This is a genomic window from Streptomyces sp. NPDC032940 (assembly GCF_040636935.1).
GTDB lineage: Bacteria > Actinomycetota > Actinomycetes > Streptomycetales > Streptomycetaceae > Streptomyces.
Map to the genome: position 1 here is coordinate 103373 of NZ_JBEZVJ010000014.1, position 22158 is coordinate 125530.

At 74.2% G+C, this 22158-nt stretch carries 21 protein-coding genes; 9 read left to right on the forward strand and 12 right to left on the reverse strand.

Going from position 1 to position 22158, the window contains the following annotated elements; all coding sequences use genetic code 11:
- Positions 1-6: 6 nt before the first annotated feature.
- On the reverse strand, positions 7-786 hold the full coding sequence (locus AB0E77_RS19160) for a DeoR/GlpR family DNA-binding transcription regulator (protein WP_361571978.1): 780 nt from the start codon (positions 784-786) through the stop codon (positions 7-9).
- Between the two features lie 147 nt (positions 787-933).
- Between AB0E77_RS19160 and AB0E77_RS19165 the strand changes: the two genes are divergently transcribed.
- On the forward strand, positions 934-1815 hold the full coding sequence (locus tag AB0E77_RS19165) for an SIS domain-containing protein (protein ID WP_361571980.1): 882 nt from the start codon (positions 934-936) through the stop codon (positions 1813-1815).
- A 61-nt stretch (positions 1816-1876) separates the two neighbouring features.
- Entirely contained in the window at positions 1877-2737 is an 861-nt protein-coding gene (locus tag AB0E77_RS19170; protein WP_361571983.1) for a ketose-bisphosphate aldolase, read from the forward strand.
- Here AB0E77_RS19170 and AB0E77_RS19175 read toward each other — a convergent pair.
- Positions 2718-3860 (reverse strand): methyltransferase, encoded by a 1143-nt coding sequence (locus AB0E77_RS19175; RefSeq protein ID WP_361572150.1) that lies wholly within the window; start codon positions 3858-3860, stop codon positions 2718-2720. The genes AB0E77_RS19170 and AB0E77_RS19175 overlap by 20 nt on opposite strands.
- A 199-nt stretch (positions 3861-4059) precedes the next feature.
- On the opposite strand from AB0E77_RS19175, the gene AB0E77_RS19180 reads away from it, so the two are divergent.
- Entirely contained in the window at positions 4060-4734 is a 675-nt protein-coding gene (locus tag AB0E77_RS19180) for an alpha-ketoglutarate-dependent dioxygenase AlkB (protein WP_361571986.1), read from the forward strand.
- Positions 4735-4771: 37 nt separating this feature from the next.
- Positions 4772-6010, forward strand: coding sequence for an ROK family protein (locus AB0E77_RS19185; RefSeq protein ID WP_361571989.1), 1239 nt, complete (start codon positions 4772-4774; stop codon positions 6008-6010).
- Between the two features lie 6 nt (positions 6011-6016).
- Here the strand turns inward: AB0E77_RS19185 and AB0E77_RS19190 are convergent, their stop codons facing one another.
- Entirely contained in the window at positions 6017-6412 is a 396-nt protein-coding gene (locus tag AB0E77_RS19190) for a VOC family protein (RefSeq protein WP_361571991.1), read from the reverse strand.
- A 301-nt stretch (positions 6413-6713) separates the two neighbouring features.
- Between AB0E77_RS19190 and AB0E77_RS19195 the strand changes: the two genes are divergently transcribed.
- On the forward strand, positions 6714-6986 hold the full coding sequence (locus AB0E77_RS19195) for an SHOCT domain-containing protein (RefSeq protein ID WP_361571994.1): 273 nt from the start codon (positions 6714-6716) through the stop codon (positions 6984-6986).
- Positions 6987-7071: 85 nt separating this feature from the next.
- Here the strand turns inward: AB0E77_RS19195 and AB0E77_RS19200 are convergent, their stop codons facing one another.
- Positions 7072-7605, reverse strand: a complete 534-nt coding sequence (locus tag AB0E77_RS19200) for an ATP-binding protein (RefSeq protein ID WP_361571997.1) — start codon at positions 7603-7605, stop codon at positions 7072-7074.
- A gap of 185 nt (positions 7606-7790) precedes the next feature.
- Positions 7791-8114 carry a hypothetical protein gene (locus tag AB0E77_RS19205; protein ID WP_361571999.1) on the reverse strand — a complete coding sequence of 108 codons (324 nt, stop codon included), beginning with the start codon at positions 8112-8114 and terminating at the stop codon, positions 7791-7793.
- A 340-nt stretch (positions 8115-8454) separates the two neighbouring features.
- Here AB0E77_RS19205 and AB0E77_RS19210 point away from each other — a divergent pair, with 340 nt between their 5' ends.
- On the forward strand, positions 8455-9579 hold the full coding sequence (locus AB0E77_RS19210) for a PLP-dependent cysteine synthase family protein (RefSeq protein ID WP_361572002.1): 1125 nt from the start codon (positions 8455-8457) through the stop codon (positions 9577-9579).
- Positions 9580-9592: 13 nt separating this feature from the next.
- Here the strand turns inward: AB0E77_RS19210 and AB0E77_RS19215 are convergent, their stop codons facing one another.
- Both AB0E77_RS19215 and AB0E77_RS19220 read right to left on the reverse strand, forming a co-directional pair.
- Complete coding sequence (locus AB0E77_RS19215; RefSeq protein WP_361572005.1) at positions 9593-10066, reverse strand: SRPBCC family protein; 474 nt, start codon at positions 10064-10066, stop codon at positions 9593-9595.
- A gap of 121 nt (positions 10067-10187) precedes the next feature.
- On the reverse strand, positions 10188-11009 hold the full coding sequence (locus AB0E77_RS19220; RefSeq protein ID WP_361572008.1) for a DeoR/GlpR family DNA-binding transcription regulator: 822 nt from the start codon (positions 11007-11009) through the stop codon (positions 10188-10190).
- 418 nt (positions 11010-11427) lie between these two features.
- On the opposite strand from AB0E77_RS19220, the gene AB0E77_RS19225 reads away from it, so the two are divergent.
- Positions 11428-13665 carry a hypothetical protein gene (locus AB0E77_RS19225; protein WP_361572153.1) on the forward strand — a complete coding sequence of 746 codons (2238 nt, stop codon included), beginning with the start codon at positions 11428-11430 and terminating at the stop codon, positions 13663-13665.
- Between the two features lie 19 nt (positions 13666-13684).
- On the opposite strand, the gene AB0E77_RS19230 is transcribed toward AB0E77_RS19225, so the two are convergent.
- The 4 genes from AB0E77_RS19230 to AB0E77_RS19245 form a co-directional block, all read right to left on the reverse strand.
- On the reverse strand, positions 13685-16138 hold the full coding sequence (locus tag AB0E77_RS19230) for a right-handed parallel beta-helix repeat-containing protein (protein WP_361572010.1): 2454 nt from the start codon (positions 16136-16138) through the stop codon (positions 13685-13687).
- 216 nt (positions 16139-16354) lie between these two features.
- Complete coding sequence (locus AB0E77_RS19235) at positions 16355-16960, reverse strand: hypothetical protein (protein WP_361572013.1); 606 nt, start codon at positions 16958-16960, stop codon at positions 16355-16357.
- Between the two features lie 105 nt (positions 16961-17065).
- A complete protein-coding gene (locus AB0E77_RS19240) occupies positions 17066-17893 on the reverse strand; it encodes an MOSC N-terminal beta barrel domain-containing protein (protein ID WP_361572014.1) in 828 nt (275 codons plus the stop codon).
- Between the two features lie 42 nt (positions 17894-17935).
- Positions 17936-18385: a DUF6643 family protein gene (locus AB0E77_RS19245; RefSeq protein ID WP_361572017.1), complete on the reverse strand. Its 450-nt coding sequence runs from the start codon at positions 18383-18385 to the stop codon at positions 17936-17938.
- 295 nt (positions 18386-18680) lie between these two features.
- Here AB0E77_RS19245 and AB0E77_RS19250 point away from each other — a divergent pair, with 295 nt between their 5' ends.
- Positions 18681-19997: a TerD family protein gene (locus tag AB0E77_RS19250; RefSeq protein WP_361572156.1), complete on the forward strand. Its 1317-nt coding sequence runs from the start codon at positions 18681-18683 to the stop codon at positions 19995-19997.
- Positions 19998-20030: 33 nt separating this feature from the next.
- Here the strand turns inward: AB0E77_RS19250 and AB0E77_RS19255 are convergent, their stop codons facing one another.
- Positions 20031-21254: a glycosyltransferase gene (locus AB0E77_RS19255; protein WP_361572020.1), complete on the reverse strand. Its 1224-nt coding sequence runs from the start codon at positions 21252-21254 to the stop codon at positions 20031-20033.
- Positions 21255-21292: 38 nt separating this feature from the next.
- Here AB0E77_RS19255 and AB0E77_RS19260 point away from each other — a divergent pair, with 38 nt between their 5' ends.
- Positions 21293-22078, forward strand: a complete 786-nt coding sequence (locus AB0E77_RS19260) for an aspartate/glutamate racemase family protein (RefSeq protein WP_361572023.1) — start codon at positions 21293-21295, stop codon at positions 22076-22078.
- Positions 22079-22158: the final 80 nt, after the last annotated feature.

A 22158-nucleotide genomic window follows, 5' to 3' on the forward strand; every position in this document is an offset into this window, starting at 1 on the left:
GGCCCGCTACGCCATGACGACCCGGATCCCCGCCTCCTCGAACCGCTGGACGGTCTCCGGGTCGGCCGCACCGTCCGTGACCAGCGTGTCCACCGACTCGGCGGCGCAGATCCGGGCGAACGCCCGCCGGCCCAGCTTGCTGGAGTCGGCGGCCACCACCACGCGCTCGGCCCGCTCGCACAGCAGCCGGTTGATCGCGGCCTCCGCCTCGTCGTGCGCGGCGGCGCCGTGCGCCACGTCGAAGGCCACCACCCCCAGCACCGCCATGTCCAGCGTGACCTGGCCGAGCACCCCGTCCGCCAGCGGCCCGATCAGCTCGTACGACTGGGCACGGGCCACCCCGCCGGTCACCACGATCTTGAACTGCGGCCGCACCGCGAGCTCGTTGGCGATGTTCAGCGCGTTCGTGACCACCGTCAGCGCCGGCGTGCCGGAGGCCAGATCGGCGCGCACCGCCAGGGCGCGCGCCACCTCGGTGGTGGTCGTGCCCCCGGTCAGGCCCACCGCCTCGCCCGGCGCCACCAGCGTCGCCACGGCCTGCGCGATGCGCTGCTTCTCCGAGGCCCGACGCGCGGTCTTGTAGCGCAGCGGCAGCTCGTACGACACCCCGTGCACGACCGCGCCCCCGCGCGTGCGCACGAGCATCTGCTGCTCCGCCAGCCGGTCGAAGTCCCGGCGGATCGTCGCGGCCGACACCTCGAGTTCGGTGGCCGCCTCCTCGACGTCCAGGCGGCCACGCTCGACGAGCAGCTCCAGCAGCGCCTTCCAGCGGGCGTCGCGCGACATCCGCGCCTCCGTTCCTCGATCTCCCGCCGACCCTAGCGCACGGGTCTACTCAGCCTGATTGCTTGATAGTGCTCGAAAGTTCGCTGTATCTTGCAGAAACAATCAAGCGAGCCAGGTCCGACCAGGGACCGATCGGGAGTGTGCGGCATGACGTACGTCGAGGACGAGCTCAACAGCCAGCCCGAGTGCTGGACCCGCGCCGCGGCCGAGGCGGCCGGGCACGCGGCGGTGCTGCCGGCGGCGGGGGAGCGGGTGGCCGTCGTCGGCTGCGGCACCTCGTACTTCATGGCGCAGTCGGTGGCGGCGCTGCGCGAGGAGGCCGGCCTCGGGGAGACCGACGCCTTCGCCGCCTCCGAGTTCCCGTCGGGCCGCGCCTACGACCGGGTCGTGGCCCTCACCCGCTCCGGCACCACCACCGAAGTGCTCGATCTGCTCGGCGCGTTGAAGGGCCGCACCCGCACCGTCGCGCTCACCGCGGACCCGGACACGCCCGTCATGGCCGCCGCCGACGACGTCGTCGTCCTCGCCTACGCGGACGAGCGGTCGGTCGTGCAGACGCGGTTCGCGACCACCGCCCTGACCCTGCTCCGCGCCCACCTGGGCCAGCACACCGAGGCCGCCGTCGCCGACGCCCGCACCGCGCTCGCCGCCGAGCTGCCCGAAGGGCTCGTCGGCTGCACCCAGTTCACCTTCCTCGGCCGCGGCTGGACGGTAGGACTGGCCAACGAGGCCGGGCTGAAGATGCGCGAGGCCTCGCTGTCCTGGACCGAGGCGTACCCGGCGATGGAGTACCGGCACGGCCCCATCAGCATCAGCACCTCGACCACCGCGACATGGATGTTCGGCGAGGCCCCCGACGGACTGGCCGAGCAGGTCGGGGACACCGGCGCGATGTGGGTGGCCGGCGGCCTCGACCCGCTCGCCGAACTGGTCCGCGCCCAGCGGCTCGCCGTCGCCGTCGCCGCCTCCCGCGGCCTCGACCCGGACCGCCCCCGCCACCTCACCCGCTCGGTGATCCTCGCCCCCTGACGCCCGCCCGACACCCGGGACGTCCCGGGAATCCCCGGACCGTCCGGGGAAAGGAGACCCCGTGCCCCTCGCCACCACCGGCGACCTGATCGGCCGCGCCGCCGCCGCGCGCTCCGCCGTCGCCGCGTTCAACGTCATCACCCTGGAGCACATCGAGGCCGTCGTCGCCGGCGCCGAGTCCGCGCAGGCACCCGTCGTGCTCCAGGTCAGCGAGAACGCGGTGAAGTTCCGCTACGGCCGCCTGCTGCCGCTGGCCCGCGCCGCCGTCGCCGCCGCCGAGGCCGCCGCCGTGCCCGTCGCCCTCCACCTCGACCACGTCCAGAGCGACGGCCTGCTGCGCCAGGCCCCGGACGCCGGCTTCAGCTCCGTGATGTACGACGCCTCCCGGCTGCCGTACCCCGAGAACCTCGCCGCGACCCGGGCCGCCGCCGACTGGGCCCACGCCCAAGGGCTGTGGCTGGAGGCCGAGTTGGGGGAAGTGGGCGGCAAGAACGGTGAGGCGCCGCTCGACGCGCACGCGCCGGGCGCCCGCACCGACCCCGCCGAGGCCCGTGCCTTCGTGGCCGACTCGGGGGTGGACGCCCTGGCCGTCGCCGTCGGCAGCAGCCACGCCATGACCACTCGCACCGCCGCCCTCGACCACGACCTGCTCAAGGCGCTGTCCGCGACGCTGGACGTGCCGCTCGTGCTGCACGGCTCCTCCGGCGTCCCGGACGCCGAACTCACCGCGGCGGTCGCGGGCGGCATCGCCAAGGTCAACGTCGGCACCGCGCTCAACATCGCCATGACGGGCGCGATCAGGGAGTACCTCGCCTCCCACCCCGACGCCGTCGACTCGCGCCGCTACCTCACCGTGGGAAGGGAGGCCATGGTCCGGACCGTCGCCGCGCTCGTCGGCGTGGTCACCGGCCCTGCCGCTTGACGGCCTTCAGCACCACGAACTTGCGGTCACTCGCGACCAGTTCGCTGTTTCCGAACAGCCGCCGCAGCTTGACGTGGTAGCCGAGGTGCCGGTTGCCGACCACCCACAGCTCACCGCCGGGGCGCAGCACGCGCTTCGCCCCGGTGAACATCCGCCACGCCGTGGCGTCGGTCGTCGCCTGGTGGGAGTGGAACGGCGGATTGTTGAGCACCAGGTCCACACTCGCGTCCGGCACACCGGCCAGCCCGTCGCCGACCCGGAACTCCGCGTGCCCCGGCACCCCGTTCGCCCGGTACGTGGCCTCCGCCGAGGCCACGGCCTGGAACGACTCGTCGGTGAAGAGCACCTCTGCGGCCGGATCGGCCAGCGCCACCGCGGTACCGACCACCCCGTTGCCGCAGCCCAGGTCCACCACCTGCCGCGCGCCCCGGCCGTCCGGCAGGTGCCGGAGGAAGAACCGGGTGCCGATGTCGAGCCGGTCGGCGCAGAAGACGCCGGCGTGGTTGACGACTTCCCGGCCGGAGAGCACGCCGATGCCGTCGGGCAGCCGGTAGCTGAGCGGCCACGGACTGGCGGGCCGCTCGCGCGCGGGATCGGGCGTGCTGAAGACGAGCCGTGCCTTCTTCTCGGCGAGCGAGGTGCGGGTCGGACCGATGATCCGCTCGAACAGCGCGAGCGTCGAGGTGTGGATCTCCTTGACCATGCCGGTGCCGACCACGACCGTCCCCTCGTGCACGGAGGGCGTCAGCCGCAGCAACTGGTCCTCCAGCAGCGCCAGGCTCTTCGGCACCCGCACCAGCAGCACGTCGATCCGCCCGGGGGGCGGGTCCTGCGTGGTGAGCAGCCGCACCGAGCCGGGCGTCACACCGTTGCGGGCCAGGTTGGCGCGGGTCGCCTCCTGGGCGAGGTGGGAGTCGGTGATCTGCACCGGCTGGTGCGCCGCCAGCGCCGTCACCAGCGCCCCCCACCGGTCGCCGACCACCACGACCGTGCCGGACAGCGGGACCTCCCGCTCCGCGAGATGCCGGAGCAGATACTCGTCGGAGGCGTCCCAGGCGCGCAGCCGGTCGCGCGGATCCTCGGGGAAGCGGGTCAGCGCGGGCTCGCCCCACGGAGTCGTCATACGGTCGCTGCGGTCGTTCATCGTGCGTCCAGGCTAGCGGAGCCGCAGCTCAGACCGGATCCGGGCGGACCGGCTGGTGCAGGGCCTCGCGGGACGGCGGGACGGACGGGCGGAAGGCCGGGCTGGACGGCTGGGTGCGACGGTGGCCCGGAAAGGCCGTGCAGGACGGCCCCGCAGGACCGTCCGGCACGATGGAGGCATGGACGCCGAGCTGTTCCCGCGGGACCGCACCGAGGTCGCCCCGGGCGCCGTGCACCTGCCGGCCTGGCTGGACGCCGGCCGGCAGCGCGAGCTGCTGCGCGCCTGCCGGGAGTGGGCCCGGCCGCCCGCCGGACTGCGCACCGTCCACACCCCCGGCGGCGGCACGATGACCGCCCGACAGGTGTGCCTGGGCCTGCACTGGCACCCGTACGCCTACGCGCGCACCGCCGTCGACGGCGACGGCGCCCCGGTGAAGCCCTTCCCGGCCTGGCTCGACGACCTCGGGCGGCGCGCGGTGACCGACGCCCTGGGCGCGGAGGCGGTCACGGCGGAGGCGTACGACGTCGCGCTGGTCAACTTCTACGACGGAGACGCCCGCATGGGCATGCACCGCGACGCCGACGAGCGGGTGGACGCGCCCGTGGTCTCGCTGAGCCTCGGCGACACCTGCGTCTTCCGCTTCGGCAACCCCGGCACCCGCACCCGCCCCTGGACCGACGTCGAACTGCGCAGCGGCGACCTGTTCGTCTTCGGCGGCCCTTCCCGGTTCGCCTACCACGGGGTGCCCCGGGTGCACGCCGGCACCGCACCGCCCGAGTTGGGGCTCACCGGGCGGCTGAACATCACCCTCCGGGTCAGCGGCCTCCAGGAACCCGGAGCCGACGGCCCGTAGGCGCCCCGGGCCGGCGGATCATGGGAGACTCCCCCTCATGAGCGGCAAGGCGGACCCCCGGGCGGCGGGGGAAGGGACCACCTCGAGGACGCGGCTGGACCGGGGGCGCGGCGCGCTCGGACCCGCGTTGGAGCTCGTGCACACCGGACGCGCCCCCACCCGCGCCGTCCTCACCGCGGAACTCGGCGTGACCCGGGCCACGGCCGGCGCGGTCGCCGCCGAACTGGAGGCGCTCGGCCTGATCCGGGTCGACGCCCGGCCCGGAGCGGCGGCGGGTTCGCAGGGCCGGCCCTCGCACCGGCTCGCGGTTGCCGAGGACGGCCCCGTCGCCCTCGCCGCCCAGGTCCACGCGGACGGCTTCCGCGCCGCCCTCGTCGGCCTCGGCGGCCGGCTCGTCGCCACCGCGCCCGGCTGCGAGGTCGTCGACGCGGATCCGGCGAAGGTGCTCGGCTCCGTCGTCGAGGCGGGCGCCGACCTGCTCCGGCAGACCGGGCGGCGCTGCGTCGGCGCGGGACTCGCCGTGCCGTCCGCCGTCGCGGAACCGGAGGGCCTGGCCCTGAACCCGCTGCACCTGGCGTGGCCGGCCGGAGCCCCGGTGCGGCGGATCTTCGCCGAGCAGGTGCGCGCCGCCGGCATCGAAGGACCCGCCTTCGCGGCGAACGACGTCAACCTCGCCGCACTCGCCGAACACCGGCACGGTGCCGGACGCGGCGCCCGCGACCTGCTCTGCGTCGCCACCGGCCACCGGGGCGTCGGCGGTGCCCTCGTCCTCGACGGCCGTCTGCACAGCGGCAGTTCCGGACTCGCCCTGGAGGTCGGCCACCTCACCGTCAACCCCGAGGGCCGCCCCTGTCACTGCGGCAGCCGAGGCTGCCTGGACGTGGAGACCGACCCGCTGGCCTTCCTCACCGCGGCCGGCCGCGAGCCCGGCCCGGAGGTGTCCCTGCTCCAGCAGTCCAACGACCTGATCCGCGGCCGGTACGACGACCCGTCCGTCCGTACCGCCACCGAGGCGCTCATCGACCGCCTCGGTCTGGGCCTGGCCGGCCTGGTGAACATCCTCAACCCGGACCGGATCATCCTCGGCGGACTGCACCGCACCCTCCTGGACGCCGACCCGGAGCGGCTGCGTGCCGTCGTCGCCGACCGCAGTCTGTGGGGGCAGAGCGGCAGCGTGCCGATCCTGCCCTGCACCCTGGACCACAACAGCCTCGTCGGCGCGGCCGAGCTGGCCTGGCAGCCGGTGCTGGACGACCCGCTGCGGGCGCCGGCGTAGGCCGGGTCAGAGCTCCGGCCGGTCGCCGTCGCCCGGCGTGTGGCCGAGGTCGATCACGCAGAACCTGTTGCCGTCCGGGTCGGCGAGGACCACGAAGTCGGGGTCGGCGGGGTAGGAGTCCCAGTCGACGGCCTGCGCACCGAGCCCGATCAGCCGCCGCACCTCGGCCTGTTGCTCCTCCGCCGTGTCCGTGAACAGGTCCAGGTGCACCCGGGGATGCGGCTCGACCGGGGACTCGCTGCGCATCACGGCGAGGGCGCCGGAGCCGTCGGCGTGCTCGAGCGTCCGCCAGGTCCCGCTCGCCCGCTCCGCACGGGCGACCAGGCCCAGCGCGGCCGTCCAGAACGCCACCGCGCGGGGCACGTCCGTCACACCGATGACAGGCAGTCCGAGTCTCAGCATGGGCCAGAGCCTAAGCGTGCCGCGCCGTACACGGGGCCGCCGTCACCACTGACGCCGGCGCGGCAGCCGGTCCCGTCCGGGGCGCGGACACGTGCAGCACCTCGGCGTGACCCGACGGCTCTCGCCCGGTACCAGTAGTTGCAGAGGTCTCGAGGGAAGGGAGCGGGTGACGCCCGCCGCCCTACTCCCCGTGTCGTACGCCCACTGCCGCCGGCCGTACGACGACTCGGACCCCCTCGGGGGGCGACGCTCGGAAGCGACAGACAGGACATCGGACATCGCCACCGAGGAGCTGGACGACATGCTGACCCTGGCAGACTTCGCCGACGGCGGGCCCGGCCCGTGGATCCTCTTCTTCCCGCTGATCTGGGTGCTGATCATCGGCGGCGGTATCGCCCTGCTGCGCCGCACCGTGTGGCGCGGTCGCCGCGGCCCCTGGCGGCCGCCCTCCGTCGAGGACAACTCGCCCCTGGCCGTACTCGGCCGCCGCTTCGCCTCCGGCGAGATCGACGAGGAGGAGTACTGGCGCCGGTCGTCCGTGCTCGACGAGCACTTCGGCCGGACGGGCAGGTGAGGCGCGGCGTGACCCGACGGCCCTCGCCCGGCCGGGCGCCGGGACGGCGGCGCCCGGCCGGTGGCGACGAAGGGTCACCGCCCGGTCAGCCGGGAACGGCCGACCGGGCGGGAGCGGGTTGCGCACGGCCCAGCCCGACGGCGTGCTCGGCCTCGGTGAACGCGCCGACCGGCACCTCGTCGACCAGGCGACGCGGCGGAGGCGAGGCGGCGGGGGCCGTGGCGGGGACCGTGGGGAGCGTGAACCAGACGACCTTGCCGCACTCGCCGTCCGGCCGGGCGCCCCAGCTCTCGCTCATCGCGGCCACCATCGCGAGCCCGCGCCCGCAGGTGGCGAACGGCTCGGCGTCGTCCACCACGGGCAGACGCGGATCGTGGTCGCGCACCGACACCGTGAGCCGGTCCAGGAGCAGTTCTATCTCCACGGTGCACGTCTTGTCGGGCGCGGCATGCAGATGGACGTTGGTGAGCAGCTCCGTCACACCGAGCGCGGCCCGGTCGATGAGGGAGTCCAGATGCCAGTAGCGCAATTGCGCAGATACGATTCTGCGGACCTGGCCGATCCGCGACGGCAGGGCTTGGAGCTCCACCGTGCAGTGTCTGCTTGGGTGACTGATCACGGCTGCGACTCCCCGACATAGAGGTCCGGAAGAACACGGAGTTCGGATCCAGCAGGGCGCACGCGGCACATCGCCGCCTGCTGTCATGGCCGGCGGGCTGGTTCGCAGCGTTATCGCCGGTAAACCCAGAGTGACGTGAGACCAGAGTGACGCAAGGGGTGAGGTACCGCAAGTTACGGACATTCTCAGCCGTTGTGCCCCGCCGCCCTGTGCACGGCTTCGATGAAACGGCGTGCGGCGGGTGGGCCCGGCTCGCCGGGAGCGGGGTCGTGGTCACCGAGCGTCAGCAGGTACCGCTTGCCGTTGAGGTCGGCGAGCGCCCGGTCCTCCGGGGCGAACCAGGGCCGGGAGGCGCGCACCGTCTGCACCGGCGCGCTGTCTATCTCGCTGCCGTAGCTGGTGAGCAACTCCAGCCTGCCGCCGCTGATCCGGACCTGCCCGGCCCGCGTGAGCGAGCGCAGCCGCTTGCCGATCCGCACCCCCGTGGCCGTGAACTCCGGCTCCGCCATGCCGTCGCCCCCTCGTGCGCGTCGGTCTGCCGTACCAGGGCACCGCGGAGGGCCCGGTACCGCTCGTGTCGTGCTCCAGTGTGCGCCCGTGACGGGACCCGGTCCCGCCGGGTGCAGTCTGCCCGCACCCGGCGTCCAGCACCAGTACGCGCCGCCCCTTTCCGGGGGCGCCCGGAGCAGTCGCACGAATGCGCCCCCACCCGCCTACGCCCCTTGTCCCAGCCCTCCTTTGAAGCCCTCAAAGGTGTGTTTATGCAGGTGAGAAGCGTGTGGAAGGTGCCTATGATCGGTGTGCCGGCCGCGCGAGGCGCCGTCGGAGCGCAGCCTAAGGAGCCCCGCCGTGAGCACCCCCCAGCAGTCCCGGACCGGCGCCACCCTCGACGTCGACCACAGCGACGCCGACTACCGAGCCTGGCTGAAAGAAGCCGTGCGCAAGGTCCAGGCCGACGCCAACCGGTCGGCCGACACCCACCTGCTCCTGTTCCCGCTGCCGGAGCGGTGGGGCATCGACCTGTATCTGAAGGACGAGTCGACCCACCCGACCGGCAGCCTCAAGCACCGGCTCGCCCGCTCGCTCTTCCTCTACGGCCTGTGCAACGGCTGGATCCGGCCCGGTCGGCCCGTGATCGAGGCGTCCAGTGGCTCGACGGCCGTCTCCGAGGCGTACTTCGCCTCGCTGATCGGCGTGCCCTTCATCGCCGTCATGCCCCGCACGACCAGCGCGGAGAAGATCCGCCTGATCGAGTTCCAGGGCGGGCGGTGCCACTTCGTGGACGACTCCCGCAGGATGTACGAGGAGTCCGCCCGCCTCGCGGCCGAGACCGGCGGCCACTACATGGACCAGTTCACCTACGCGGAACGGGCCACCGACTGGCGCGGCAACAACAACATCGCCGAGTCGATCTTCCGCCAGCTCGAGCGGGAGCGGTTCCCCGAACCGGCGTGGATCGTCGCCACGGCCGGCACCGGCGGCACCTCGGCGACCCTCGCGCGCTATGTGCACTACATGCAGTACGACACCCGGGTCTGCGTCGCCGACCCCGAGAACTCCTGCTTCTTCGACGGCTGGACCACCGGCGACCCGGACGTCACCTGCGACTGCGGCTCCCGCATCGAGGGCATCGGCCGGCCCCGGATGGAACCGAGCTTCGTGCCCGGTGCGATCGACCGCATGATGAAGGTCCCCGACGCCGCGAGCGTCGCCGCCGTACGGGCCCTGGAGGGGGCCATCGGCCGCAAGGCCGGCGGGTCGACGGGCACCGGCCTGTGGAGCGCCCTGAAGATCGTCGCCGAGATGGTGGCCGAGGGGCGTCAGGGCAGCGTGGTGACCCTGCTGTGCGACCCGGGCGACCGGTACCTCGACAAGTACTACTCGGACGCGTGGCTCGCCGAACAGGGCCTGGACATCCGTCCGTACGCCGCGGCGATCGAGTCCCTCCTGCGCACCGGCACCTGGCCCGAGTGACCGGAGGGCGGCGCTACCGCCCGGCCAGACGCCGGTCCAGCGACGCGACCGCGTCCCGGAAGGCCCGTCCCAGCGCGGGGCGGGCCAGGTTCAGGGCGAAGCGGAAGGGGGCCGTGCCGTCGGCGGCGAAGGTCCACCGCACGCACGTCCCGGTCCCGGCCGGCGCCAGCCGCCACTCCTCCAGCAGCGCCCGGGCGCCCGGCGCGTCGGTGACGTCCACGCGATAGGCGTACACCTCGGGACGCTCCGCCGTGAGTACCGTCTCCACGAAGCGCGTACCGCCCCTGAGCCGGATCTCGCGTCCCGCTCCCTCGCCGATCGGCCGTGCGTACGTCACCGCGGAGAACCAGGCGGTCCAGCCCGGCACGTCCTCGGCGAGCGCGCGGAAGACGGGCTCGGGGGCGGCGGAGACCTCCGCGGCGAAAACCAGCCGCACGGGGGCCGACTCGACGAAGTCGAGCCCCACCGGACGCAGACGGCGAGCCATGGACGACGACCTCCTGGGGACGAGCCGCGACGCGGACGACCGGCGAAGTGGCCGTCACCCTAGCGGCGGACGCGCCCGCTGTCAGCGGGACCCCTGCGGTGGCCGGCGAACCCGGGCGGACTCAGTCGCCGCTGTCCGGCTCGCCCGCCACGACCAGCCGCAGATGCTCGGCGATCTCCGCACGCGCCTGAGCCGGCAGACCGCCGTCGGTCACCAGCGTGTCGACCTGTTCCAGCGTCGCGAACGAACTCAGGCCCACCACGCCCCACTTGGTGTGATCGGCGACCACCACGACCCGGCGCGCGGACTGCACCAGCCGCCGGTTGGTCTCGGCCTCCGCGAGATTCGGCGTCGACAGACCCGCCTCGGCCGATATCCCGTGCACACCGAGGAACAGCAGGTCGAAGTGGAGCGCCGCGATCGCCTGGTCGGCGACGGGCCCCACCAGCGAGTCGGACGGGGTGCGCACCCCGCCGGTCAGCACCACCGTGGCCGTACCCTGCCGCGCGCCCGAGGTGCGCTGCGCCACATGGAACACGTCGGCCACCCGCACCGAGTTGGTCACCACGGTCAGATCCGGCACGTCCACCAGCCGGTGCGCCAACGCGTACGTCGTCGTACCGCCCGACAGCGCGATCGCGGCGCCCGGCGCGACCAGCTCGGCCGCCGCCCGCGCGATGTCCTCCTTGGCCGTCGGCTCCAGCCCCGACTTGGCCTCGAACCCCGGCTCGTGCGTGCTCGCCTCGACCACCGGCACCGCGCCGCCGTGCACCTTCTCCAGCACGCCCTGCCGGGCCAGCGCGTCGAGGTCGCGGCGGACCGTCATGTCCGACACGCCGAGCTTCCGGGTCAGTTCGTTGACCCGGACACCACCGCGGCGGCGCACCTCGTCGAGGATCAGGGCGCGCCGCTGCTCCGCGAGGAGGTTCGAATTCTCGCTCACGTACGCTTCGGTCCTTTCGCCGCAAAACCGCCCGACACGCCCAGCCCGGCCGCTCCCGCGAGGAGGTCTCCTCGCTCCGGTGCGCGGACGTCCCATCCTCGCACGCCCCACGGCAGGCCGCGCCACCGGCTGTGGGAGCGCACCCGCCACCGACACCCCGTCCGTCACACGGTTCGGGGAGATTCCGTGCCGAGGGGTGCAGGACGCCCGGGAAGCGGAGATCCTTGTGCCCGCACGGTCACGGCCGACGGCACGTCACGGGGGAGTGCGGACAGTGGAACAGGCGCAGGAAAGGGCCGGAGCCGGTGGCGGAACCGGTGTCGGGGCAGACCCCGCCGCCCCCGGCCCGGGTACCCGGGAGACCGGCACCGCTCTGGAACTCCTGGTTCACGGAGTGGGCGGCACGACGCCCGCCGAGATGCTGGACGACCCGCGCACCGTGCGGATCACCGGCGACCACATCGCGGCCGTCTACCGGCGCACCGAGGACGCCGACGCCGAGTCCCGGCCCGAGGACTACCGGGGCCGGCCGGTGCCCGAGGCGTACGTCTGGTGCAACCTCACCTCCGGCAACGGCACCCGCGCCCTGTGGCTGCTGCTCCTGCCCTTCATGGTGGTCAACCTCGCCCACTGGATGCGGCCCGGCGCGCACGGCCGGATCCGCACGGTCCGGCTCTACGGGCTGCTGGTGCGGCTCGCCGGCCTGTCCCTGACGGTGCTGCTGGTCGCCGCGGCCTGCGAGGTGGCCATCGACCTCGTCGCCTGGCAGTGCGCCGGCACGCGCGCGTGCGCCGAGCGCCACTCCTGGCTGGGCTTCCTGTCGCCGGCCGGGCCGGACGCCGGGTGGTGGAGCCCGCCCGGACGCAGGCTCGCCCTGGCCGCCGCCGTGCCCGCCGCGCTCACCGGCCTCCTGTGGTACCTGTCCCTGCGCACGTGGCGGGCGTACGAGTCCCGGCAGCCGATGGACCGCACCGCCGACCCCGAGGAGAGCGCCGGCCACACCGCTCTGAACCGGCCGGGGTTCTGGTACGGGCGGCGTCTGGTGGCCCGGCTGCGCGCAGCGCACACCGCCGCCGGACTGCTGACGGTCGCCGCCGCGGTCTGCGTCCCGGCGGCCCGCTTCGACCGGGCGCCCGGCGGACCGGCGCTGCTCGACGCGCTCGGATGGCTGCTGGAGGCCGCCCTGGCCGCCGGAGCGATCGCGGCCGTCGGCGTGACCTGCCGCCGGGGCCGCAGCGAGAACCGTCTCGACCGGCGCCTGGACCGGCACGTCGTGCGGCGCCTGCCGCTCGCCGCCCTCGTCCTCCTCGTCCTCGCCCTGGTCCACGCCGGCTGGGCCCGCCCGGGCTGGACGTCGGCCGGCCGGCTGCCCGGGGACATGACCTTCGGCACCATCGCCCTGGTGCAGGGACTGCTGGTGATCGTCCTCGGCACGGTCGCCCACGGGCTGCACCGTGCCTTCCCCGACCCGCGCGCCGCGATCCGCGGCCTGGGCGGCCCCGCCGTGGCCATGCTGGCCTGCGCGCTGGGAGGCGTGATGTCCGGCGGGGTGGCACAGCGGGTGTCGGACTGGCTGGACGGCACCGGCGCATCCATCGACGGGCCGCCGGTCCTGCTGACCTGGCAGGCGTCCGTGATCCCGCCGCTGCTCCTCGTCGTCCTGCTGGTGTGCGCCGCCCTCGGCCGCCGCACCTGGCGCATCGCCCGGTCGGAGCGGGCCGCCGTGGAGGGCGACCACCCCGGAGAGGCCGGCGACCCGGCCCGCACCCGCAGCATCGCCACCGCCCGCGCCATGGCCGGCCTCACCGACCGGGGCCCCCTCGTCGTCGGCATCATCTCCGTCGCCACCCTGCTGCTGGGCGCGGCGGCCCTCGTGGGCGCCCTGACGACCGACCAGGTGCCGGCCGACGCCGCGCGCGGGAGCTACGCCGTCGTGTACGGGGCCGCGCAGACCGCGCAGGCGCTGGGCTCCTGGCTCATCGGCCTCGGCTTCATACTCTTCGTCACCTGGGGCAGGCGGGCCTACAAGGACGCCTCCGCCCGGCGCACCATCGGCATCCTGTGGGACGTCGGCACCTTCTGGCCGCGCGCCGCCCACCCCTTCGCGCCGCCCTGCTACGCCGAGCGTGCGGTGCCCGACCTGACCTGGCGCATGGCGACGTGGACCCGTGCCACCGGCGGGCGCCTCGTCGTCTCCGGGCACTCGCAGGGCAGCGTCCTCGCCGCCGCCGCGGCCTGGCAACTGGCGCCCTCCGCCCGCAAGAGGGTCGCCCTGCTGACCTACGGCTCCCCGCTGGAGCGCCTCTACGGCCGCTGGTTCCCCGCCCACTTCGGACCCGACGCGCTCGGCTCCCTGCACCGGGACGTCGACTGCTGGCGCAACCTCTACCGGCGCACCGACCCCATCGGCGGTCCGATGCGGCTGCCCGGCGACTGCGGCCCGGCCGTGGACCGCGAGCCGCTCAAGGACCCCCTGACCTACGGCCGCACCGATCTGCACCCCCTGCCCGCACCGATCCTGGGCCACTCCGACTACCAGGCCGACCCGGCCTTCGCCGAGGAACGACGACGGCTGCTGGCCCGGCTGCGCCCGGAGGTACCGGCGCCGCGCCACACCGGCCGGGCACCGTCCGTGCCGGAGGCGGACACGACCTGACGCCCGCCCCGGTGCGCCGCTACCGGGGCAGCTCCGGCAGGTCCTCCTCGTAGAGCAGGCTGAGGTCGTCCGTGCTCGGGTCCGCCAGCTGGGCCACGCGGCTCGCGTGCCGTTCCACCATCGCCTCGAAGGTCTGGCGGGCGGTGCGGCCGTTGCCGAAGGCCGGCCCCTTGGGGATCGCCGCGAAATACTTCGTCAGCGCATCGGGCACGCGCGGCGCCAGCCGGTACTCGTGCTCCTCGGCCTGCTGCTCCACGATCCGCAGCAGCTCCTCGGGTCCGTAGTCGCCGAAGGTGATGGTGCGTGAGAAACGGGACGCCACACCGGGGTTGACCGACAGGAACCGTTCCATCTCCGCCGTGTAGCCCGCGACGATCACCACGACGGAGTCCCGCTCGTCCTCCATCAGCTTCACCAGCGTGTCGATGGCCTCCTTGCCGAAGTCCCGGCCCGCGTCCTCGGGGGACAGCGCGTACGCCTCGTCGATGAACAGCACGCCGCCGCGTGCCCGCTGGAAGGCCTCCTGGGTGCGGATCGCCGTGGAGCCGATGTGCTCGCCGACCAGATCGACGCGGGACACCTCCACGAGATGGCCCTTCTCCAGTACACCGAGGGAGGCGAGGATCTCGCCGTAGAGCCGGGCGACCGTCGTCTTGCCCGTGCCGGGGGAACCGGTGAAGACGAGGTGCCGCTTGACCGACGCCGCCTTCAGGCCCGCCTGCTGCCGTCGCCGGCCCACCTCGATCATGTCGGTCAGGGCGCGGACCTCCCGCTTGACGCTCTCCAGGCCGACCAGCGCGTCCAGTTCGCCGAGCACCGCCTTCGGCGTGCGCGCCGGCTCGGCGGGGCCGGTGGCCGCGATCAGCGGTTCCTGCTCGGTGCTGCGCTGGCCGGGGATCGAGCCCAGCAGCCCGCCGGTGCCGGGGGCGTGGCCTGCCGTCTCCACCGCCGTCTCCCGGGCCGGGGGCGGCGTCGGACCACCGCCGCTCTCGTCGCTCGCGCAATCCTCGACGAGCGGCCCCGAGTCGGACGACGCGCCGGGGCCGCCGTCCGCGAACTCGAACCCGCCGCGCGCGCACCGCTCCGTACGGCACTTGCGCAGCGTCGTACGGCAGCCGTCGATCACATGGAAGCCATAGCCGGCGCTGCCCGTCACCCGGCAGCCGAGGAAGCTGCCGCGGCCGCCCGCCGACACGTAGAACCCGGCCTCGGAAGGGGATTCGACCGTGCAGCGCTCGATGGTGGGGTCGGCGCCCTTGGTCACGATCACGCCGGTGCGATTGCCGGACAGGGTGCAGTTGTTCAGGGTGCCGCCACTGCCGTGGTCGCGGAACCAGGCGCCCGTCGCCGCGTCCCGTATGCGGCAGTCGTCGAGCTGCGCCACGGCGCCGTCGCTCACCGACACCGCCGTGTTCCGCACCTGGGACAGGTCGCTGTCCACGACGTCCGCGCGCGAGCCCCGGTCCAGCACGAACAGCGCGTCCGGCACGTCGTGCACGCGGCACGAGTCGAGCACCGCGGTGGCGCCGTCGCTGACCCACACCGCCGGATAGTCGCCCGTGCTGTCGAAGATCTCGCACTGGTTGGCGTCCACGCGCGTGCCCGGGTCCCACACCGACAGGCCGTTGCGCCCGAACTTCCGCACGCTGGTGCGGGTCAGGGTGAGCACGGAACGGGAACGCAGGTCGACCGCGTTCTCCGGGATGTCGTGGATGCGGCAGTCGGCGAGTGTGAGCACGGCGTCGGTGTCGAGCGTGACACCGTCGGAGGTGGTGCGGTGCACGTCGCAGTCGGTCAGGTGGGCGGTGGCCCGGCCGGAGACCTGGACGCCGCTGCCCCGCACCTCGTAGATCTCGCACCCCACCGCCTCCAGCGCCGAGTGCTCGCCGGTCGCCGTCAGCCCCGAACCGGCGGCGTGGTGGATCCGGCAGCGGTCCAGCCGGGGATGTGCGCCGGAGCGCACCGCGACGCCCGCCTGGCCGGCCGAGACGACCTCGCACTCCTCGAACACCCCGCCCCCGCCGTCGAGGACGGCGATGCCGACGCCCGCCGGATTGTCGACGGTGCAGCGCCGCACCGTCGGCCGGGCGCTGCCGCGCACCTCGATGCCGGACGCGGACCGCGTGACCACCCGGAGGTCCAGCAGCTCAGGGGTGCCCTCCTCGACGAGCACCGCGGGCGCCGCGGCGTCCTGGCCCTCGACGTGCAGGTCCTGGACGACGGCCGAGGCGCGCACCGTCAGCGGCACCCCGTCGGCGGGTGCGATCCGCACCGAGCCCTGGCCGCCCTCGGGTCCGCGCAGGGTCACCGCCCGCTGGACGACGAGGTTCTCCCGGTAGGTCCCGGGGGCGATGGTGAGGACGTCACCGTCGGCCGCGGCCTCCAGGGCGGCGGCGAGCGATGCGTACTCACCCGTGCGGCGCCGCCACCGCGAGGTGCCGGTGTGCGTCACCTGGACCGTGCCCTGTGCCATGGCGTTGCTGTGCCCCCACCTCGTCGTACTGATGGCCCGTCCGCCGTCGGGGACGCCCCGGCCGGAGCGGGACCGCGGCCGGGCCCGTGGGCCCGCGCACGCTCCCGACACCGGCGCGCACCTGTGGCTTCCTCACGCGCGAGTTGTCGCCGATCGGTTCGGCCGGTCCACCGTAGCGTGCGCGCGGACGGTGGGTTGACCAGAGGCGGAAGCCCGTCAGCTGCCGGCGCCGGTCCGGCCCCAGTCCGGGCCCGCCCGCTCCCAGTCCCGCTCCCAGCGGTCGTAGCGGCGGCGGACCATGCGCCACACGACGATCCGCCGGCCGGCCTCGACCAGGAGCGCGGTGGCGAGGGCGGCGCCGACACCGGCGAGCGCGGCGTGCGTCGTGGCGGTGGCGGAGTCCAGCGGGCGGGGCACCACTCTGCCCTGCCCGTCGGTCCATATCCGGAAGTGATCGCCGGGGTGCGGATTCTGCAGGCCCGCCAGGACGGTGCCGCGCTGCTCGGAGCCGTCCGCCGCCTCCCAGCGGGCGAGGACCCGGCTGCGCAGATCCCCGGCCGAGACACCCTCCGGATCGACGTCGAACGGAGAACGTCTCAACTCGCGGACCACGAAGGCCGTCACCTGGTGCCGGGACTCGTGCTGGGCCCGGACCGAGCGCTGCAGGGTGTCCTGCGCGGCACCGCCCACGAGCGTGCCGGCCAGGGGCGCGACGAAGACGATCAGCAACAGGCCCGTCAGGGCGACCCAGGCCTCGACCAGGTCGGTCGTGCGGCGCAGCGGATTGCGCCGCCAGCGCCAGAGTCCCCTGATCGCCCGCACCGCCCGGCCCCCTTCCCGCTCCCTGCCGCCCCCGGTCTGCGAAGGGTCAACGAGTGGGCCGGGGACCGGGTTCCCGGTCGTCCGGAGGCAACTCCCTCGCCCGCGTCACCCGGCGATCCGCACCGGGTCGCCGACCCGGACCGTGCCGGGACCGAGGGGCACGAGATTCTGCCCGAAGACGAGCTTGCGGCCGATGCGGCGGTGCCGGCCGAGGCTGTACAGGGGCTCTCTGCCGCGCGCGGCGGTGTTCTGGTCGGTGGTGGTCACCACGCAGCGCCCGGACGGCTTGGCGACGCGGAAGGAGACCTCGCCGACCGTGAGGCGCGACCAGCCGTCCTCGGCCCATGCGTCGGTGCCGGTGACGACCAGGTTCGGCCGGAAGCGGTTCATGGGCAGCGGACCCTCCGCCGCGTGGTCCCCGCGCGCGATCAGGGAGTTGAGGGCGTCGAGGGACGCCGTCGTCGTGAGCAGCAGCGGATAACCGTCGGCGAAGGAGACGGTCTCGCCCGGCAGCGCGTACTCCGGGTCGACGGGGCGGCGCGTGGCGGGCTCGTCCAGATACACCAGCCGTACCTCCGCCCCGAGAAGGGCACCGCACCAGGCGTGCACGGCGTCGTCCCGCGCCGGGACCGTCTCGACCTTGTCACGGAAGAGCTGCACCGGCACGGTGCTCCCCGCCTGCGGCACCGGGACGGTGAGCGGGCTCATGCCGGGCGCGGACAGCCGGAGGCCGCCGCCGGGCAGAAGCTCGGCGGCGGCCAGGGCCAGGCGCGGCTGCTCGCGCTGTGTGACGACCTTTCCCCCGTCGTCGACCAGCATCCAGCGGCGGTCTCCGGCCAGCCCCCAGGGCTCCACGACGGCCTCCCGGGGCGCGAGACCCCGGAACGCCTTGACCGGATGGACGTGAATCGACTGCAGTCGCGCGTTCCCCATGGAGTCATGGTGCCAGGCGGCACCGACAACCGGGGAGACGGCTCAGTAGCCGCGGTACTGCTGGTTGTTGTACGGGTCCTGATAGGGCGCCGGGGCCGGCCGCGGCGCAGCGGGGCGCATCGCCTCGTACCCCGCGGGGCCGGGGGCGGCCGGGCGGGGCTGCTGCGGCTGCTGGGGGCCGGGATATCCGCGCGGAGCGCTCGCCTGCTGCGGGATGTACGCGGTGGGCGCCTGCTGCAGCGGGGCGGGCTGCTGCATCTGCTGCATCTGCTGCGGATAGCCGTAGGAGGGCTGGGACGGGGCCGCCGGAAGGGCGGGGAGGGCCGACGGGAGAGCCGGCAGGTGGCTGCCCGGCGCGTCGTACGCGGCCGGGACCCGGATCGGGGCGATCTGCGGGGTGCCCCGCTCGGCGACGAGCGAGTCGTAGATCGGGGTGTCCGGGAAGGAGGCGGAGTAGTAGCCGCCGCCATAAGTGGAGCGGGGGGAGGTCATGGCACATAAGTTAAGCCCACGATGTGCTGGTTGGGGAGACCGATAAGAGGGTTGTTTTCCGTGCCCGTGGTGACCTGAGATCCCCAATCAGAGCGAAATTGCCGAAAAGGGGCGGCGCAGGGCGCGATCTTGGGGTAAAGGCCAAGTTCCAGGGGGGTTACCGGCGGTTGACCGACCGTGTTCGGACGCTGTTGCCGGACGATCTTGTCGGGGGGAATAGGTTGGGCGCGGAAAACTTGGCGAACCGCCGGGACGTGGCCCGGCGCGGTGACTCGTGATGGGGGCGGACATGTCAATGTCGAAAGGCTCGAACACCCCGGTGCCGGCCACGGCGCTGCGGGTCGAACTGGGCTGGCGGACCGGCCCAGGCGTGCCCGATGCGGACGCCTCGGCGCTGCTCCTGGTGGCGGGCAAGGTCCGCTCCGACGCGGACTTCGTCTTCTACAACCAGCCGGCCCACTCCTCCGGCGCGGTCCGGCACGAGGGCAAGCGGGACGCCGGCGGCCGGGTGACCGACAGTCTGCTCGTCGACCTCGCGCGCGTGGAGCCCGCGATCGAGACGGTGATCGTCGCCGCCTCCTCGGACGGCGGCTCCTTCGGCCGGGTCCCCGACCTGTACATCGAGGTGCGGGACGCGGCGCAGAACACCGTCGTCGCCCGCTTCGACAACCCCGGCGCCACCGTCGAAACGGCCTTCGTGCTCGGCGAGTTCTACCGCCGACAGGGCGCCTGGAAGTTCCGTGCCGTCGGCCAGGGGTACGACAGCGGTCTGGAGGGCCTGGCCACCGACTACGGCATCACCGTCGACGAGCCGCAACAGGCGCCCCCCGCCGCCGTCACGCCCCCGCCCGCGGCCCCGGCCACCGTGACTCCGCCCTCGCCCCCAGCTCCGGCCACCGTGACGCCGCCGCCGCCCGCGACGCGGCCCGCGGCCACCCCGCCGCCCCCGGCGACGGCACCCGCCGCGGCACCGGTGAGCCTCACCAAGGTCACGCTCACCAAGGCCGCGCCCTCCGTCTCCCTCACCAAACAGGGCGGCACCTCGGGCGCCATGCGCGTGAACCTCAACTGGGAGGTGCGCAAGCAGTTCTCCGGCTGGGGCCGCAAGCTGGGCCGCCCGGTCGCCATGCACAACGACCTCGACCTCGACCTGTGCTGCCTGTACGAACTCAGCGACGGCAGCAAGGGCGTCGTCCAGGCCCTCGGCAACGCCTTCGGCGCCCTGCACCAGCCGCCGTTCATCCTCCTCGACGGCGACGACCGCACCGGCGCCGTGTCGACCGGCGAGAACCTCACCATCAACCTCGACCACCAGAGGTACTTCCGGCGCATCCTCGTCTTCGTCACCATCTACGAGGGCGCGCGCTCCTTCGCCGACCTGCACGCCACGGTCACCCTCCAGCCGCAGTTCGGCGCAGCGATCGACTTCTCGCTCGACGAGTGCACGGTTCCCTCGACGGTGTGCGCCCTCGCCCTGATCACCAACACCGGCAACGACCTCGTCGTCCAGCGCGAGGCCCGCTATCTGGTGCCCGAGCGCGGAGTGAGCCCGCAGCGGACGGTCGACTACGCCTACGGGTGGGGGATGAACTGGACGCCGGGCCGCAAGTGAACCCCGCCGGCCGAGCCCACCCGGCGCGGGCGCTCAGCCCTCGTCGGGCAGGGCGCCCGGACGGGCGTAGGTGCGGCCCTTCCAGGCCGCACCGCGCCCCCGGTAGTGCTGCACCGCGGAGTCGACCGTCATCAGGAGGTACAGGAACGCGGTGAACGGCAGCAGCGGGGCGAGCCACGGCGGCTGCCGGTAGTACCGCAGCATCGGTACGTACGTCCCCGCCATCACCAGCCACGCGGCGGCCCCGCACACCGCCGCCGCACCGCCGGCCACCGGGCCCGCGATCACCGCGGCCGGCGGCACCAGATACACCAGCGCCAGGCCGGCGACCGTGCCGGCCAGCAGCGGCGGACTGTGCCGCAACTGCGCGTAGGCGCTGCGCGAGACCATCCGCCACAGGTCGTGCAGCCGTGGATAGGGGCGCACGCTGTCCACGCCGTCGGCCAGCCCCAGCCACACCCGGCCACCGCTGCCCTTGACCGCCCGGGCGAGGGCCACGTCGTCGATGACCGCGTGCCGGATGGCGTCCGGGATCCGGGCCCGCTCGGCGGCGTCGGCGCGCAGCAGCACACAGCCGCCCGCGGCGGCCGCCGTGCGCGTCGCCCTCTTCCCCGCGCGCTCCCTGCCGATCCGCCGGAACGGGTACAGCTGCGCGAAGAAGTAGACGAAGGCCGGCACCACGAGCCGCTCCCACACGCTCTCGACCCGTAGCCGCGCCATCTGCGAGACCACGTCGAAACCGCCGGTACGGGCCGCCGCCACCAGCTGCCGCAGGCTGTCCGGCGCGTGGGCGATGTCGGCGTCCGTCAGCAGCAGGTACTCGGGCTCCCGCGCGCGTGCCAGACCGATGCCGTGCCGCACCGCCCAGAGCTTGCCCGTCCAGCCCGCCGGCGGCTCCCCGGGCGACGCCACGGTCAGCGGCAGCCCGCCGTCGCGCCGGGCCAGGTCGCGCGCCAGGTCGCCGGTGCCGTCCGTGCTGCCGTCGTCGATCAGGAAGACCTCCGCCCGCCCCGGATAGTCCTGGGCGAGCAGCGACGGCAGGCTCGCCGGCAGGACCCCCGCCTCGTCGCGCGCAGGCACGACGACGCACACCGGGGGCCACACGTCCGGATCCACCCGGGCGGGCAGCCGGACGTCCGTACGCCAGAAGAAGCCCTGGGCGAGCAGCAGCCACAGCCAGGCGGCGAGGGAGAGGGCGGACACGACGGTCACGACGGAAGTCCAGGCATCGGCGCTCACGGGCGCAGTCTGCCCCACGACGCGGCGCGCGAAGGCCCATCGTCTATCGTGGCCTGGTGAAGATCGCGCTCATGGACTCCGGAATCGGTCTGCTGGCGGCCACCGCTGCGGTACGACGCCTGCGGCCGGACGCCGATCTCATCCTCTCCCTGGACCCCGACGGCATGCCCTGGGGCCCGCGGACCCCCGAAGACCTCACGGGCCGGGCCCTGGCCGTCGCCGAGGCCGCCGCCGCGCACCGGCCGGAGGCCCTGATCGTCGGCTGCAACACGGCCACCGTGCACGCGCTGCCCACCCTGCGGGCCCGCTTCGAACCCGGCCTCCCGGTCATCGGCACCGTCCCGGCGATCAAGCCGGCCGCGGCCGGCGGCGGGCCCGTGGCCATCTGGGCGACGCCCGCCACCACCGGCAGCCCCTACCAGCGCGGACTCATCGAGGACTTCGCCGTCGGCACGCCCGTCACCGAGGTGCCCTGCCACGGTCTCGCCGAGGCCGTCGAGCACGCCGACGAGACGGCGATCACCGCCGCCGTCGCCGCCGCGGCCGCGCTCACGCCCGACGACGTGACGACCGTCGTCCTGGGCTGCACCCACTACGAACTCGTCGCCGAACGCATCCGCGCCGCCGTGCAGCGCCCCGGCGCCCCGCGCCTCGTCCTGCACGGCTCCGCCGGCGCGGTCGCCGCACAGGCGCTGCGCCGGATCGGTGCCCGGCCCGAGCCGGAGGCCCCGGCCACGGGCACCCTCACCGTGCTGCTGAGCGGACGCGAGGGCGCCCTTCCCGGGACCGCGGCGGCCTACGAGGAGGGCCGGCTGCTGCGCACGGCCACGCCGGCCCGCTGACCGGGGCCGCACGCCCGCTCGGCCCAGTCACCCTGCGCGACGAGGTACTCGCGCAGCGAAACATGAGTAACCTCATATCC

Excerpts from the sequence above, each read along its gene's own strand:
- AB0E77_RS19160 (WP_361571978.1), bottom strand. The coding sequence starts at position 786 with ATGTCGCGCGACGCCCGCTGGAAGGCGCTGCTGGAGCTGCTCGTCGAG.
- AB0E77_RS19165 (WP_361571980.1), top strand. The coding sequence starts at position 934 with ATGACGTACGTCGAGGACGAGCTCAACAGCCAGCCCGAGTGCTGGACC.
- AB0E77_RS19175 (WP_361572150.1), bottom strand. The coding sequence starts at position 3,860 with ATGACGACTCCGTGGGGCGAGCCCGCGCTGACCCGCTTCCCCGAGGAT.
- AB0E77_RS19180 (WP_361571986.1), top strand. The coding sequence starts at position 4,060 with ATGGACGCCGAGCTGTTCCCGCGGGACCGCACCGAGGTCGCCCCGGGC.
- AB0E77_RS19185 (WP_361571989.1), top strand. The coding sequence starts at position 4,772 with ATGAGCGGCAAGGCGGACCCCCGGGCGGCGGGGGAAGGGACCACCTCG.
- AB0E77_RS19190 (WP_361571991.1), bottom strand. The coding sequence starts at position 6,412 with ATGCTGAGACTCGGACTGCCTGTCATCGGTGTGACGGACGTGCCCCGC.
- AB0E77_RS19195 (WP_361571994.1), top strand. The coding sequence starts at position 6,714 with ATGCTGACCCTGGCAGACTTCGCCGACGGCGGGCCCGGCCCGTGGATC.
- AB0E77_RS19205 (WP_361571999.1), bottom strand. The coding sequence starts at position 8,114 with ATGGCGGAGCCGGAGTTCACGGCCACGGGGGTGCGGATCGGCAAGCGG.
- AB0E77_RS19215 (WP_361572005.1), bottom strand. The coding sequence starts at position 10,066 with ATGGCTCGCCGTCTGCGTCCGGTGGGGCTCGACTTCGTCGAGTCGGCC.
- AB0E77_RS19225 (WP_361572153.1), top strand. The coding sequence starts at position 11,428 with ATGCTGGACGACCCGCGCACCGTGCGGATCACCGGCGACCACATCGCG.
- AB0E77_RS19230 (WP_361572010.1), bottom strand. The coding sequence starts at position 16,138 with ATGGCACAGGGCACGGTCCAGGTGACGCACACCGGCACCTCGCGGTGG.
- AB0E77_RS19240 (WP_361572014.1), bottom strand. The coding sequence starts at position 17,893 with ATGGGGAACGCGCGACTGCAGTCGATTCACGTCCATCCGGTCAAGGCG.
- AB0E77_RS19245 (WP_361572017.1), bottom strand. The coding sequence starts at position 18,385 with ATGACCTCCCCCCGCTCCACTTATGGCGGCGGCTACTACTCCGCCTCC.
- AB0E77_RS19250 (WP_361572156.1), top strand. The coding sequence starts at position 18,681 with ATGTCGAAAGGCTCGAACACCCCGGTGCCGGCCACGGCGCTGCGGGTC.